This is a genomic window from Pseudoduganella sp. RAF19 (assembly GCF_052114165.1).
GTDB lineage: Bacteria > Pseudomonadota > Gammaproteobacteria > Burkholderiales > Burkholderiaceae_D > Rugamonas.
Window position 1 is genome coordinate 69,575 of the sequence record NZ_JBFREF010000003.1, and the last position, 15,428, is coordinate 85,002.

General features: G+C 60.9%; 8 protein-coding genes. 5 read left to right on the top strand and 3 right to left on the bottom strand.

The genetic code is table 11. The features are described from left to right. Positions 1-46: 46 nt before the first annotated feature. From AB4Z19_RS08220 to AB4Z19_RS08230, 3 genes are all read left to right on the top strand, one after another. Complete coding sequence (locus AB4Z19_RS08220; RefSeq protein WP_442025696.1) at positions 47-571, top strand: GNAT family N-acetyltransferase; 525 nt, start codon at positions 47-49, stop codon at positions 569-571. Continuing rightward, positions 568-1,086, top strand: a complete 519-nt coding sequence (locus tag AB4Z19_RS08225; RefSeq protein ID WP_442025697.1) for a GNAT family N-acetyltransferase — start codon at positions 568-570, stop codon at positions 1,084-1,086. Before AB4Z19_RS08220 ends, AB4Z19_RS08225 begins: the two co-directional genes overlap by 4 nt. A gap of 72 nt (positions 1,087-1,158) precedes the next feature. Beyond that, a complete protein-coding gene (locus AB4Z19_RS08230) occupies positions 1,159-2,787 on the top strand; it encodes a methyl-accepting chemotaxis protein (protein ID WP_442025698.1) in 1,629 nt (542 codons plus the stop codon). Positions 2,788-2,881: 94 nt separating this feature from the next. Here the strand turns inward: AB4Z19_RS08230 and AB4Z19_RS08235 are convergent, their stop codons facing one another. Then, positions 2,882-6,151, bottom strand: coding sequence for an alpha/beta hydrolase-fold protein (locus tag AB4Z19_RS08235; RefSeq protein ID WP_442034962.1), 3,270 nt, complete (start codon positions 6,149-6,151; stop codon positions 2,882-2,884). Next, on the bottom strand, positions 6,151-8,004 hold the full coding sequence (locus AB4Z19_RS08240) for a glycoside hydrolase family 13 protein (RefSeq protein WP_442034963.1): 1,854 nt from the start codon (positions 8,002-8,004) through the stop codon (positions 6,151-6,153). Before AB4Z19_RS08240 ends, AB4Z19_RS08235 begins: the two co-directional genes overlap by 1 nt. 305 nt (positions 8,005-8,309) lie before the next feature. Between AB4Z19_RS08240 and AB4Z19_RS08245 the strand changes: the two genes are divergently transcribed. Further along, entirely contained in the window at positions 8,310-11,042 is a 2,733-nt protein-coding gene (locus AB4Z19_RS08245) for a TonB-dependent receptor (RefSeq protein ID WP_442034964.1), read from the top strand. Positions 11,043-11,154: 112 nt separating this feature from the next. On the opposite strand, the gene AB4Z19_RS08250 is transcribed toward AB4Z19_RS08245, so the two are convergent. Further along, a complete protein-coding gene (locus tag AB4Z19_RS08250; RefSeq protein ID WP_442034965.1) occupies positions 11,155-12,975 on the bottom strand; it encodes a M2 family metallopeptidase in 1,821 nt (606 codons plus the stop codon). 49 nt (positions 12,976-13,024) lie between these two features. Between AB4Z19_RS08250 and AB4Z19_RS08255 the strand changes: the two genes are divergently transcribed. Beyond that, positions 13,025-15,403 carry a TIM-barrel domain-containing protein gene (locus tag AB4Z19_RS08255; RefSeq protein WP_442026801.1) on the top strand — a complete coding sequence of 793 codons (2,379 nt, stop codon included), beginning with the start codon at positions 13,025-13,027 and terminating at the stop codon, positions 15,401-15,403. The last annotated feature ends 25 nt before the right edge of the window (positions 15,404-15,428 follow it).

Here is a 15,428-nt window from a genome sequence, read left to right on the forward strand (position 1 = left end):
GAAAATAGATGACAATCGAGCATCATTCCAGTGCCCTGGAGCTGCCTTGAAAGACATCGATATCCGTCCGGCGACCGAAGCCGATTTTGACTCCATGTGGAATATCTTCCAGGAGTTGATCGCGAGCGGCGATACCTATTACTTCGCAGCGGACACCAGCCTTGATGACTGCCGCGAATTCTGGTTCGGCAAAGAGATGCAGACCTGGGTCGCGGTGCTGCGCAACACGGACCGCCTGCTCGGCATGTATCGCCTGCTGCCCAACCAGCGCGACCGCGGCTCGCATGTGGCCAACGCCTCCTTCATGGTCAGCCCCGCCGCGCAAGGCGTGGGCATCGGCAAGCTGCTGGGACGCCACTGCCTGGAGCAGGCGCGCAATACGGGCTTCCTGGCGATGCAGTTCAATTATGTAGTGAGCACCAATGTCTCCGCCGTGCTGCTGTGGAAGCGGCTCGGTTTTTCCGTGATCGGCACGCTGCCGCGCGCCTATCGTCACCAGCAGCTCGGTTTTGTCGATGTGTACGTGATGTACCGCTTCCTGGCCGATCCCAGCGAATGGCCTGAACAATGATTGAAACCGAACGGTTGTACCTGCGTCCCCTGACCGCGGACGACGCGCCCTTTTATCTGCAACTGGTCAACGAGCCTTCCTTCATCGAGAACATCGGCGACAAAGGCGTGCGCACGCTGGAAGACGCGCGCAACGCCATCATTACCGGACCGATGGCGATGCAGCGCGCGCTGGGCTACTCGCTGATGCTGGTGCTGCAGAAATCGGACGACGTCCCTGTCGGCATGTGTGGCCTGATCAAGCGCGACATCCTGCCCGATACTGATATAGGCTATGCCTACATGCCCGCCTACTGGGGCCGCGGCTATGCCTATGAAGCGGCCGCGGCTGTGGTCGATTTTGCCCGCGACAAAATGGGGCTGAAACGCTTGCTGGGGATTGTTGCCCCACATAATGTTGCTTCAAATCAGCTGCTGAAAAAGCTTGGCCTTAGCTTTGTCGCGCTGAAGTTCCTGAAGGATGAGTCGACGGGAACGAATCTTTACTGCCTGGAGTTCCCGCCACGCCACATTTGATGCCGCTCGTCCTTGGCTTCTGCCGCCGATGGGCGCATGATGAACTTGCAAGAACAAAGCAAGGGAGAAATCATGAAACTGGCGGATTTGAAGATCGGTGTACGTCTTGCATTGCTGGGCGGCTTTTTCCTGCTGGCAGTTCTCATCGTCGGCTACCAGGGCTGGAGCGCCTTGGGTTTCATGCAAACCCGGAACACCGAAGGACTGCAGCGCTCCGTGGCGCTCACTGAAGCGGTCGATACGGCCCGCAGCGCGCAGGTCGAGTTCAAGATTCAGGTACAGGAGTGGAAGAACATCCTGATCCGCGGCCACGATCCGAAGCAGTTCGAAAACTACAGCAAGGCGTTTGTCGCGAGCGGCCAGAAGACCAGCGGCGAATTGAAGAAGCTGAGTGGCCAGCTGGAGCGCCTGAAGCTGCGCACGCCGCTGGTGGGCGAGGCGGTCAGCATGCTCGATGAACTGGGCAAGAATTATCTCAATGCGCTAAAGCAGTTCGATACCGCCAATCCCGAAAGCTACAAGATCGTGGACGGCCTGGTAAAGGGCATGGACCGTGCGCCGACCAAGAAGATCGACGACATCGTCACCTACATCGATGAGCAGGCGCGCGTGTCGGCTGCTGCCGTGGCGGAGGACAGCGCCAAGGCGCACCGCAGCGCCGCCATGTCGCTGGGGATTATGATCGTTATTACCGTGCTGCTGGGCGGCGCGATTGTGTGGTGGATGGTGCTGGGCATTACCCGGCCGCTGACGCAGGCAATCGATATAGCGAAGACCGTGGCGGCAGGCGATTTGCGCGCCGACGTCGAAGTCAAGAGCAAGGACGAAGTGGGCGAGCTGCTTGATGCGCTCAAGCTCATGAACAACAACCTCTCCAATATCGTGGGCCGCGTGCGTTCGGGCACGGAGACGATTGCGCATGCGTCTACTGAAATCGCGTCCGGCAATCTGGACCTGTCGGCGCGCACGGAGGAGCAGGCCAGTTCGCTGGAAGAGACGGCGTCTTCGATGGTGGAGCTGACCAGCACCGTGCGGCAGAACAATGAGAACGCGCACCAGGCGCGCACCCTGGCCTCCGCAGCTTCGGAGGTGGCAGTGAAGGGCGGCGCCACGGTGTCGGAAGTGGTGAAGACCATGGGCGCGATCAACGAGTCCTCTCGCCGCATTGTGGACATCATCGGCGTGATCGATGGCATCGCGTTCCAGACCAATATTCTGGCGCTGAATGCGGCCGTTGAAGCGGCGCGCGCGGGCGAGCAGGGACGCGGATTTGCCGTGGTTGCAGGCGAAGTGCGCAATCTGGCGCATCGCTCGGCCGCCGCCGCCAAAGAGATCAAGGAGTTGATTGGCGATTCCGTTGAACGTGTTGAGGCGGGCAGCAAGCTGGTTGGACAGGCGGGCGTAACGATGGAAGAAGTGGTAGCCAGCGTCGAACGCGTGACGGCCATCATCGCGGAAATCGCCGTCGCCAGCAACGAGCAGCAGAACGGCATTGAGCAAATCAGCACGGCCATCAACCAGATGGACAGCGTGACGCAGCAGAACGCCGCGCTGGTGGAAGAAGCCGCCGCTGCTGCCGATCAGTTGCAGCAGCAGGCGGCCAACCTGGCAGAATCAGTCTCCATCTTCAAACTGCGCGACCAGCCGGACGCCAAGCGCGCGGCCCTCGGCGTGCCGCGCCTGCGCGCAATCCGCGCATAAATTCAGCCAGCGCGGGCGGCCGCCGTATGCGCGGAGCGGATCTTCGATCCCACCGGCTCGTAGGGCGGATCATCGATCCGCCGCTGCCAGCATCTCAGCGCCCGAAGAACCAGCCGAGTGGCACATGCACCCGGCTGGCCCACGACTGCTCGTTGTGGATGCCGCCTTCGTCGGTATAGAAGTAGAAATCCCGTCCCTGCTGATAGCCTTGCTTGAGCATGGCCTTGCGGAAGGCCGCCGTTTCGTCCATGCCATCCATCGCCGTTCCCGCATCAATATAGAACTTCACCGGCAAATGCTTCGGCGGATGCTTCACCATGGCCGACTTGTTCCACCAGAAGGAACTCGAAACGCCGCCCGCCATCGAAAACGTCTGTGGATAATGCTGAGCGATATACACAGAGGCGAGCCCGCCCAGCGATGAGCCCATGACGGCCGTGTGCTTGCGGTCCTTCAGCGTGCGGTAATGGCTATCGATATACGGCTTGACGGTGGTTGCGACGAACTTCGCATATGTATCCAGCTTGCCGCCGCCGTACTTCGGATCGCAGCAGGGCGTGTATTCGCCAATGCGATCTTGCGTGTTGTCGATGCCGACCACGATCACTTCCTGCATATCGCCTTGCGCGACCATGCGGTCGGTAACTTCGTCGATGTTCCACTCCGTGCCGTAAGAGGTGGTCTTCGGGTCGAACAGATTCTGGCCGTCGTGCATGTAGAGCACGGGATAGCGCTTGCGCGGATTGTCCGCGTAGGACGGTGGCAGATAAATGCGCAGATTGCGCTCGTTGCCGAGCTGCGGCGATTTGAAGTGCTCGATGATTTGCAGCGTGCCGTGACGCACGGCCCCGGGCGCTGGGGCTGTGGCTTGGATGCGGATGGCTTCCACTGTGGCGTTGTTCGACGGTCCGCTGCTGCCGCCTGCATCAGCAAAGGTGCTGTTCGATTGCAGGTAGCTCATGTTGGTGAAGTCGTCCAGCTCGAAGCTGTAGCTGGCGGGTTTCAGGTCGGTGTAGATTGGCGTCGACCAGGCGGCGGCCAGCGCATGCGGCATTTGCACGACGCCTTCTGCGGCGACCTTGCCGTCCGCATTGCGCAGACGCAGCCACTTCACGCCGTTGCTGATGCCGAGATTGATCTTGTTGGCGGTGTTTGTGTAGCGCACCTGGATGGCGTGGCGCCCGCTGCTTGTGATGCTGATGGTCTTCGCATCCGCGGACGCTTCGACTGCGCCGACGCCTGTGCACACCGGCGCGCTGTGGTGGCTGCGGTTGCCGGACTGCTGGAACACCGCCTCCACTGAGTAGCACACGGAGCGCATGGCCTCCGCAGCCGCGCCACGCGATGCGGGCATTCCCACCGGCGCAGCGCGCGTCGTACGTGCGCTGGCTGCCGCGCCTGGCGCCCGGTCCATCCACGAGCCGGCGTTGACGCCCGCCGCGACCTGCATGCCATCGCGATACACGTTAAACGTCACGCGCTCGTCCGCCGCCCCCGACGCGATCCGCAGAGTCGCTCCGCCCGCCGCCGCGCTGGCAAGCGTGGCGGTTGGCTCGTGCGGCGCAAAGGCTTTCGGGCCTGTGTCTGTGGATTGAACGTCCACGCGTGTGATTTGCTGACGGCCTGGCATCAGCGCGCCGAGTTCCAGTTCGATCACGTTGTCGTCGGCGAGTTCCGTCCAGCGTGGTGCCTCGTGCATTTCAACGCCGTTCACCGTTCCGCGCTGAATCTCATAATAGCCTTCGATCTGCACCGGCGGCGGCAGCTTGATCTTCACGCTGATTCGCTTCCCGTGCAGCACGAGTCCCGTCAGCTCGATCATATCGCTGCCAGCCAGCGCCTCGCGGCGCAGGCGCGACGTGATAAATGGCCGTACCGACAAGCGCTCAGTCGTTGACGTCAGACCGAAGACCTGCTGCACGACCATGCCCACATAAGCGCCCACGGACCACAGCTGACGCTTCGAATTAACGACCGGCGGAATCGGGTCGCCCGTGATCCATTCCATATTCTCCATATTCGACAGGTTCAGCGTCGCGCTGCGCATCAGCGTTGCATAAGCCTCGTCGGCTACCGAAACATTGCGCGTCATCGCCGCAGCGCGCAGGCCGTAGGCGGTCACGAAAGGCCAGATCGCGCGATTGTGATACACCGGCACATCCTGCTGCTGTGGCCAGATCACCGGCGCGCCCATTGGCCCGTGCGGATAGTGCGCAAGAATGCTGCGCGCCTGTTCGGCGTCGGCGATGCCGGTGATGATGGCGAGCGACTGCCCGAGCCAGTCGAATTTGTGCAGCGGTGCGCCGTCGAAGTGGCCGGCGGTCAGGCTGGCGTACATGCCGGCGTCCTTCAGCCACAGGCGAGCGTTGATGGCGAGTTTCAGATCAAGCGCCCAGCCGTCGTAGCGGTCTGCGCGCACGGTATCGCCAGCACGGCGCGCCAGTTCGGCGGCCAGCGTGATGGCTTTGTAGTGGGCGACGTTGGTGGACAGCGCTTTGGATGTGGCAAGGCTGGCGATGTCGTTGACGATCCACGAGGCATACGATTGTTCACGCCAGTCGAGGAAGGATTCTTCGCCGTTGTACAAGCCGGTGGCGGCATCGTAGGCGGCGAGGCGGTCGTTTTCGATGGTGTTGCTGAGTGCCTTCAGCGCGATCGGCGCGAAGGTTTCGCGGTCCGCGGCAGACAGGGACTTCAGCGTTTCTTCAGCGCCGAAGGCCCAGGTCACGCGGTCGGTGCTGACCGGCCAGCTGCCGCCGCTTCCGGTGTCCTGCACGATCTGCAGGCCGTCTTCGCTGCCAGCCGCCGCTGCTGGCTTGGCGCCGCGGTAGCCGGACAGCTTGAACATCAGCGAGTTGCGGGCGCGCTGCGGGTCCAGCATGGCCAGGCCGAGATTGGCGGCGTACGAAAGGTCGCGCGTCCAGACGTAATGCCATTTTTCGCCGGTTTCAAAACACTCGCAGGGAATCGGCGCGCCGCCGTTGTAGCTCCCGTCCTGGATGGCGCTGACGGAGTCCTGCTTCATTTCGCTGATCGCCAACGCGAACAATGCATCGAAAGGCAGGCTGCCGCTACGCACGCGCGGGAGGTTTTCCAGCTCGGCGTATTCGACGGTTTGCGGGGCGCCGTCGCGCAAGGGGACGACGGTCGTCTGCTTATAGCTGCGCAGCGGCGCAGCAGCGTCTGACGTCGAGAATGGGCCGGAGACGGTATCAGCGCGCGCGGCGCTCGCGCAGGCGGCGGCGAACAGCGCAGCAGCCAGCGGAATGCAGGCGACGCCCGCAGCCGCCAGGCCGAGCTGCCGCACAGGCGTTGGGGCGCGCGCGGGCTGGGTAAGAGGCAGCGGGTCGGGGCGGCGCGGCATCACTTCACCTCCAGCACGAGCACGGAGCGTGCGGGCAGGGTGATGGCTGTTGCGTCCAGCGCGTAGGATTTACCGGTGAGGACGTCGGTGCCGGTGTGCACGCCGGACAACATTTCATGGAAGCGCGCAGTGGCCAGCGGCACGTCTTTGGCATTCTTGTTGAAGACAACCATCACTTTGCTTGTGCCGTCGTAACGGAAGTAGACATAGGTATTCTCTTCAGGCCCATAGTGCATCATCTTCCCGTGATGGACAACGCTGGCGGTCTTGCGCCAGTTGAGCAGCTTCTTCAGCCACGCCTGCGACTCGCGCTGTGCCGGCGTCAGGCCTTCGCCGGTGAAGGCATTGATCGTGTCGCCAGCCCAGCCACCCGGCATGTCGCGGCGGTAGGACGGATCATCGCGCCCCTTCACGGTGGAAGGCATCAGAATCTCCGTGCCGTAATAAAGCTGCGGAATGCGCGGCACCGTCAGCGTAAAGGCCATCGCCATGCGCCACAGCGCCGGATCGTCATTGACCACGCTGAAGGTGCGCGCCATATCGTGGTTGCCTTCGAACAGCACCAGCTTCGACGCGTTCGGATAGAGATAATCCTGCGACAGCGCCTCATACACGTCAGTCAGGCTATACGTGCCGTCCGTATCGGCCAGCGCCTTGCGCAGCGTATCGTTGAGCGGGAAGTCCATCATGCTCGGCATGTGCGACACATAGCCGTCGAAGTTCTGCTTGCCCTCCTGCCAGTGCGCAACGATAGGAATATGCATGCTCCACTCCTCGCCGACCATGGTCAGGTTCGGATATTCCTCGCGGATGCGGCGCGACCATTCGGTCAGGAAAGCCGAATCCGAATAGCCGTAAGTGTCCACGCGCAGGCCGGACAGGCCCGCGTACTCGATCCACCAGATATTGTTCTGGATAAGATACCTTGCGACGAAAGGATTGGCCTGGTTCATATCCGGCATGTGCGAGCCGAACCAGCCTTGCGTAAAGTTGCGGCGATCTTCCTTGCTGCCGTAAGGGTCCTGCACCGCCACGCGATGGTGGGCCGTCGGCACGAACTTGCCGTCGTAGCTGATCCAGTCCTGCATCGGCATGTCTTTCATCCACCAGTGCGCGCTGCCGATGTGGTTCAGCACCACGTCCTGAATCACGCCGATGCCTTTTTCGCGGGCCTTCGCCACGAAGCGCACGTAGTCCTCATTGCTGCCGTAGCGCGCATCAACCTTGTATTGATCGGTCGCCGCGTAGCCGTGATAGGAGTAGGCCGGCTGGTTGTTCTCGACCAGTGGCGTGGGCCAGATCTGGGTGTAACCCATGGACGCAATGTAATCCAGATGGTCGGTCATGCCCTTCAAATCGCCGCCGTGTCGCCCGGAGCCATTCTTGCGGTCAAGCTTGTCGGCCAGCGAGGCCACGCTGTCGTTGGATGGATCGCCATTGGCGAAACGGTCCGGCATCACCTGATAAATAGCATCTTCATTACTGAAGCCCTGGCGCTGGGCCGAGCCGGCAGCGCGGGCGCGTAACTCGTAGGTGTAGCGCGCAGCAGGCTTGCCGTTCTTCGAGAAGACGATGTCGAATTTGCCGGGCGCGGCGCCATCCAGCTGCAGATCGATAAAGAGGTAATTGTGATTCGCCACGTGCGCGACGGAGGCGATACGCACGCCCGGGTAATTCACGCTCGGTTCCAGATCGCCCAGTTTCGGCCCATGCACCATCAGTTGCAGGTGCGGGTCGTGCATGCCGCTCCACCAGAAAGCCGGCTCCATATGCTGGACGCGGTAGTCCTGGGCATGCGCGAGCGGGAAGAGCAGGGCGCCTGCGAGCAGCAGGGCGGCGCGGGAACGGGTCATCTTTGGTCTCCGGATAAGCTTGTGAACGGGACAATACACCTATTTCTGGTGTAGTTCTACTACATGAATTTTGACGTGGTCTTGTAGCCGAAATACAACGGAGCGCATAGTTTAGCCTATAGGGAAGGGCAGAAATAGATTGTAGTGATGAAAGTCATTCATTGACATTGAATCTAGTTTTAGTACAGAATCCGCTCCAGAGCGTCCAGTAGAACGTTCGACATCCTTGGATTCCCGTGTAGTTAAGCTAAACCGACTGAGCAAGTGGTTGCGGGAAATGTGTTTAATGTGTGAGGGGACATTTAATGAATAACTTCGCAAGCAAGCGACGCACCACCGCTGCTTTCCCACTGAATCCGGTCGCCGCTGGCTGCGCCGTGTTCCTGACCATCCTGGCCAATTCCGCGTACGCGCAAAGCGCGACCACCGGCCAGGCTGCCGACGTGCAGATGCAGACCGTGACCGTGTCCGGCATCCGTCGTGGTATCGAGGACGCGATCTCCGTCAAGAAAGACGCAACCTCCATCGTTGAAGCGGTTTCCGCTGAAGACATCGGCAAGCTGCCGGACTCCTCGATCGCTGAATCCATCGCCCGCCTGCCAGGCCTGGCCGCTCAGCGCGTTGCCGGCCGTGCGCAAGTGATCTCGGTGCGCGGTCTGTCCCCGGACTTCTCCACCACCCTGCTGAATGGCCGCGAACAGGTTTCGACCGGCGACAACCGCAGCGTTGAATTCGACCAGTATCCATCCGAGCTGCTGAGCGGCGTGACCGTGTACAAGACCCCTGATGCGGGCATGGTCGGCCAGGGTCTGTCCGGTACGCTGGATCTGCAAACCGTGCGTCCGCTGAACTTCGGCAAGCGCACCGTGGCACTGAACGTGCGCGGCGAGAAGAACTCGCTGGGCACCATCGCCAACACCAACTCCTGGGGCAACCGCTTCAGCGCGAGCTACATCGACCAGTTCATGGACCGCACCGTCGGCGTGGCAATTGGCTTCGCTCACCTGGATTCCCCAGTGCTGGACAATGAAACCGGCGTGTATGAGCCTTGGAAAAAAGAAGACCGTCCAGGCGTACCAACCGGTACCTACATCACCGACGGTATCAAAGCTCTGGGCCGTAGCGGCTACGATAAGCGCGATGGCGTGATGGGCGTACTGCAGTACCGTCCGACCAAGACCTTCACGTCCATGATCGACGTGTACGCGTCCGTGTTCAAGCATGAAGACACCGCCAACCAGTTCGAAACCCATATCGGCGGCTACAACGGCGGCTACACCCCAGGCCTGAACTTTACCGGCGTGACCCTGAACAATGGCGCCCTGGGTGGCGGCACTGCGACCGGCGTGTACCCACTGATCCGCGGCATGTACGACAAGCGCCGCGACGATATCCGCGCTGTGGGCTGGAACAACGAATGGCGTCTGAACGGCGTGACCCTGATCACCGACATCAGCCACTCGACCGCCAAGAAGGATGAACTGAGCCTGGAAAACAATACCCAGATCAGCAACGCAGCCGGTGATCCATTCCTGGATTCCGTGAACCTGCACTTCACCAGCGGCGGCTTCCCGACCATGACTCCGGGCCGCGATTACAGCAACCCGGCGACCCTGTACGTGCGTAACACCATCTACGGTTCCGGCTACGGCAAGACGCCGCACGTGGAAGACGAGCTGAATGGCTTCAAGCTGGCCGCCAAGATCGATGCGCCTGGCGCGATCGAAAACTGGATCACCAGCTTTGACGTCGGCATCCACTACTCCGACCGTTCGAAGAAGAAGACCCAGCCTGAAGGCAATATCAACCTGAAGGGAGATCCATCGACCATCTCGTCGGACCTGGAATATTCGAAGGTTGATCTGGGCTTCGCCGGCCTGGGCATGATCCCAGCGTGGAACGTGCCTGCCGTGGTGAACAAGTACATGGTGTTTGCTCCAACCTCGGATCAGAGCTACCTGATCGCCAAAGCGTGGAACGTGTACGAGAAGATCACCACCACCTACGCCAAGGCTAATCTGGAGCACGACTTCGGCGCCGTGACCATGCGTGGTAACGTTGGTCTGCAAGTTCAGCACACCAACCAGTCCTCGGAAGCAAACTACTGGGACGGCACCGCCGCTCCGGGCAGCCAGGTCAAGCCTATCCACGATGGCAAGAGCTTCAACGACTTCCTGCCTAGCATGAACCTGGCGTTCGGCTTCGAGAACGATCAGACCCTGCGTCTGGCGATTGCGAAACAGATCGCCCGTGCACGTGTTGACCAGCTGCGTTCCGCACTGGACTTCAACGTCGGCACCAACGACTTCAAGCCAAGCGGCAGCGGCGGCAACGCGCAGCTGGACCCATGGCGCGCCAAGGCCTTCGACATCTCGTATGAGAAGTACTTCGGCAAGAAGGCATATGTGGCACTGGCTGGCTTCTACAAGCACCTGGATACCTACATCTACACCCAGACGATGCAGCACGACTTCTCGGCGCAGATCCCTGGTACCAATGCCATCACCCCGATCGGTAACTACTCCGCGCCATACAACGGCAACGGTGGCCAGCTGAAAGGTCTGGAATTCACGGCTTCCCTGCCGCTGAATATGCTGACCCCAGTGCTGGACGGCTTCGGCGTGAGCGGCAGCTACTCGTACAACAAGAGCAGCATCGCGATCCAGGACCCAAGCAGCAATATCGGTTCCAACATCACGCTGCCAGGTCTGTCGAAGAACGTCAGCAACATCACCGTGTACTACGAGAAGAACGGTTTCGAAGCTCGCGTGAGCCAGCGTCAGCGTTCGGACTTCGTGGGTGAGATCAGCAACTTCGCCGCAGAACGTACCCTGCGCTATGTTGTCGGCGAGCGCGTGATCGATGCACAGCTGGGCTACACCTTCGAAAGCGGTCCGATGAAAGGTATCGGCCTGCTGCTGCAGGTGAACAACCTGACCAACGAAGCGTACGAAACCTACAACGGCAACAAGAACCAGCAGCTGGAATACCAGAAGTATGGCCGCACCGTGCTGTTCGGCGCGAACTACAAGTTCTGATCTGTCAGGACAAAAGAAAATCGGGGGCCGCTGCCCCCGATTTTTTTTGAACCTACAGCGTGAAGCAGGTGGCTGCCACGTCGTGGCAGCCACCCGTTTTATGCCGTTGGTTTTATTTGGCCTTGGCGGCCAGCTGTTTGTTTTGCTCGTCCAGCCAGGTCTTCAGCGGAGCGAAGTATTCGATCAGCGCATTGCCGTCGATCTTGTCTTCACCGCTGATGGCTTTCAGTTCTTCCGGCCATGGCTTGCTGGTGCCCATGGTCAGCATGGCTTGCAGTTTCTTGCCTGCCTTTTCGCTGCCGTAGATGGAGCACTTATGCAGAGGACCCGTGTAGCCAGCCTCGCGGCACAGCGCGCGATGGAACTGGAACTGCAGCAGGTCAGCCAGGAAGTAGCGCGCGTAAGGCACGTCGGCAGCGACGTGGTACTTGGCGCCTGCATCGAAACCGTCAGCCTGCAGTGGCAGCGGACGCTTCACCCCCATGTACTGCTCGCGCAGTTCCCACCAGTGTTTGTCGTAGTCGGCCGGCTTGGTCTTGCCGGAGTAGACATCCCAGCGCCATTTGTCCACCGAGTAGCCGAACGGCAGGAAGGCCACCTTGGCCAGCGCGCGCTTCAGCAGCTCGCCCATATCGGCATTGGCATCCGGTTCCTGGTCCATCAGGCCGACCTTCTTCAGATAGTCAGGCGTGATCGACAGCGCAATGGTGTCGCCGATCGCTTCGTGGAAGCCGTCGTTGGCGCCGTTGCGGAACAGGTTGGACTGGTTCTTGTACGCCAGGTCGTAGTAGATGTGGCCCAGTTCGTGGTGAATGGTGGTGAACTCTTCGGCGGTCGGACGGATGCACATCTTGATGCGCACATCATCCTTGCCATCCAGCTGCCATGCGGAGGCGTGACACACCACTTCACGGTCCTGCGGTTTCACCAGCAGGGAACGGGTCCAGAAGGTGTCCGGCAGCTTCTGCAGACCGAGCGAGGTGTAGAAGCGCTCGCCGTACTGCACCATCTCTTTGGCCGTGGTCTTGCGGCCTTCCAGCACATTGCTCAGGTCGAACTTGCTGGCGCCTGTTGCGGGCATCAGCACTGGATAGATATTGTCCCAGGTCTGGGTCCACATATTGCCGAACAAGTGAGCCGGAATCGGGCCGGTCAGCGGCACCACGTCGGGACCGTAGGTTTCGCGCAGCTTGTAGCGCGCGTATTCATGCAGCGAGTCGTACAGCGGCTTCACTTGCTGCCACAGGCGTTCCATCTCTGCCGAGAACTGCTCCGGGGTCATGTCGTACTGCGAACGCCACAGGGCGCCGGTGTCGGCATAGCCCATTTCGCGCGCGCCCTTGTTGGACAGGTCGACGTATTCGGTGTACATCTTCTTGTAAGCAGGCGACTGCATGTGCCAGCCGTTCCATGCATCCAGCAGCTGCTTCGGATCGCGGCTGTTGGCCAGCACTTTTTCCAGCTCGCCCAGCGGCATGCAAGGACGGCCGTCGGTCGGGCAGTATTTGGCTTTACCGTAAGCGCCTTGCAGCGAAGCCTTCTTCGCAGCGTAAGCGGCGCGCTCTTTTGGATCGGACAGCATCAGCGTGAGCTGCAGCAGCTTCAGTTTGCGCGCATCGTCTTCCGACAGCTTCAGGCTATTGAAACGGCGTGCTTCCAGCGCAGCCTTGCCCGCTGCATCCAGACCCAGTTCGCCGAAGTAGGCGGACAGCGCTTCCGTGTCGTCGGTAATAAAGTTGGCCGCAACCCAGTCAGCGCGGTTGGCATCGTCGCCCAGTTTGTCGAATTTTTCTTCGGTCGCTGCGATGAATTTATGCGCATCGGCCGCCGTCGCCTTGCCCTTCTTGGGGGCTTCAGCTGCGTGTGCCAGGCCAGCGCTCAAGGCGAGCGCAGTAGCCAGCACCAGCGGTTTTTTGGTCATAGTTTTGAACAATTCAATCTCCTCATGTGTGAAACTGCACGCTAATATAACATTGACGCCCATGAAACATTTCACCTTTACCCTTCTGGCATTGGCCTCCCAGGCCGCGTTGGCGCAGAATGCGGATCGCCATTTTGTGTCCGCTGCGCAGAATCAGAACACGCTTGAAATCACCGTTAGCGACGGCAAATACCTGATCAAGCCTTACTCGGCGACGATCGTCGAGACGACCTTTATTCCGAACGGCGAGCGCTTCGATGCGTCCTCGCACGCAGTGGTGCTCGCGCCGGCGGCCACCTCGGCGCTTGCATCGACACTGAGCGATCGTGGCGCGGCGCTGGACTTCGCGACGCCCGGTATTACCGTGCACGTGGAGAAGCAGCCTTTCCGCATAAGCTATGTCTACAAGGGCAAGCCGCTGGTGGCCGAGAAGCGCGGCTACGTCCATGGCGCCGGCAACGAGACCATCGAGTTCGCGCTGGACGATGATGAGGCCTTGTACGGCGCTGGTGCCCGCGCGGTCGGCATGAATCGCCGCGGCAACCGCTTCCAGCTGTATAACAAGGCGGACTACGGCTACGCCAACCGCTCCACGCTGCTGAACTTCACCATGCCGCTGGCGCTGTCATCGAAGAAGTACGCCATCCACTTCGACAACCCGCAGATCGGCTACCTGGACTTCGACAGCAAAAAGAACGGCACGCTGGCCTACGAAACCATCGGTGGCCGCAAGACCTACCAGGTGGTGGCGGGCGACAAATGGGATGACATCCTGGCCAGCTATACCAGCCTGACCGGCCACCAGCCCTTGCCGCCGCGCTGGGCCTTCGGCAATTTCGCCAGCCGCTTCGGCTATCACACGGAAGCGGAAACCCGCGCCGTGATCGACAAGTTCATCGAAGAGAAAATCCCCGTCGACGCGGTGGTGCTGGACCTGTACTGGTTCGGCAAAACGGTGCAGGGCACGATGGGTAATCTGGCCTGGGACAAGGACAGTTTCCCCACGCCGCGCAGCATGACGGCCGACCTGGCGAAGAAAGGCGTGAAGACGGTCGTGATCACCGAGCCCTTCGTGCTGACCACCTCCAGCCGCTGGCAGCAGGCGGTGGATGCCAAGGCGCTCGCCACCACGCGTGACGGCGCGCCTTACACCTACGACTTCTACTTTGGTCACACCGGCCTGATCGACCTGTACAAACCGGAAGGGCGCCAGTGGTTCTGGAATATCTACAAGCAGCTGAAGGCCGACGGCGTCGCCGGCTGGTGGGGCGATCTGGGTGAACCTGAGGTGCATCCGAGCGCGCTGCAGCACGCCACCGGTTCCGCCGACCAGGTCCACAATATCTACGGCCACGACTGGGCGCGTTTGATTTCGGAAGGCTATGCCAAAGAGTTCCCGCAGGAGCGCCCATTCATCCTGATGCGTGCCGGCTATTCGGGCTCGCAGCGCTTCGGCATGATTCCTTGGTCGGGCGACGTATCGCGCAGCTGGGGTGGCCTGCAATCGCAATTGGAGATCGCGCTGCAGATGGGCATGCAGGGCATGGCCTATATGCACTCCGACCTGGGCGGCTTCGCCAATCCGGTGCTGGACGATGAACTGTACGTGCGCTGGCTACAGTACGGCGTATTCCAGCCGGTGTTCCGTCCCCATGCGCAGGAAGAGGTGCCTTCCGAAGCGGTGTTCCGCGAGCCGCGCACCAAAGCGCTGGCGCGTGACGCAATCCGCCTGCGCTACGCCATGCTGCCATATAACTACACCGCTGCTTTCGACAACAGCCAGACCGGCATTCCGCTGATGCGTCCTATCCTGTTTGAGGATGCGGAAGGTGCGGGCCTGTCTTCCACTTACTTCTGGGGTCACGATTTCCTCGTCTCGCCGGTGACCGAGCCGGGCGCCACCCGCAAGGAAGTCTACTTCCCGAACAAGGGCAGCGTGTGGTTCGATTTCTACAGCGACGAGCGCCACCGCGGCGGCATCACCGAAACCGTGAAGCCGGTGGCGGAACATATACCGGCCTTCGTGCGCGCCGGCGCCTTCATCCCGCTGGCGCCGGTGGTGCAGACCACGCGCGACTACAGCACCAGGCACATCGACCTGCATTATTACTACGACGCCGGCGCGGCGCAGTCGTCCGGCAAGCTGTATGACGATGACGGCGCCACCGCCAACGCTTTCGAGCAGGGCAAATATGAGCTGGTGCGCTTCAGCGGCACGGCTGACGCCAAGGGCTTCGAAATTGGCATCGCTACCGAAGTAGGCAAAGCGGCCCAGGCGCAGCAGCGCGGCTACACGCTTACCGCGCACAACGTCGTGGCGCGTCCACGCAGCGTGACGCTGGACGGCAAAGCGGTGTCCTTCAAGTGGAAAGAGGGCAAGCTGGAAGTGGTCATTCCGGCACGTAGCCAGATGCAGTCGAAACTGTCAGTAATTTTGTAATCTGACTACAAATAGGGCGATTTCA

Bases quoted from the DNA above. Each gene is read 5' to 3' on its own strand.
- AB4Z19_RS08225 (WP_442025697.1), top strand. From the start codon at position 568: ATGATTGAAACCGAACGGTTGTACCTGCGTCCCCTGACCGCGGACGAC.
- AB4Z19_RS08230 (WP_442025698.1), top strand. From the start codon at position 1,159: ATGAAACTGGCGGATTTGAAGATCGGTGTACGTCTTGCATTGCTGGGC.
- AB4Z19_RS08235 (WP_442034962.1), bottom strand. From the start codon at position 6,151: ATGCCGCGCCGCCCCGACCCGCTGCCTCTTACCCAGCCCGCGCGCGCC.
- AB4Z19_RS08240 (WP_442034963.1), bottom strand. From the start codon at position 8,004: ATGACCCGTTCCCGCGCCGCCCTGCTGCTCGCAGGCGCCCTGCTCTTC.
- AB4Z19_RS08245 (WP_442034964.1), top strand. From the start codon at position 8,310: ATGAATAACTTCGCAAGCAAGCGACGCACCACCGCTGCTTTCCCACTG.
- AB4Z19_RS08255 (WP_442026801.1), top strand. From the start codon at position 13,025: ATGAAACATTTCACCTTTACCCTTCTGGCATTGGCCTCCCAGGCCGCG.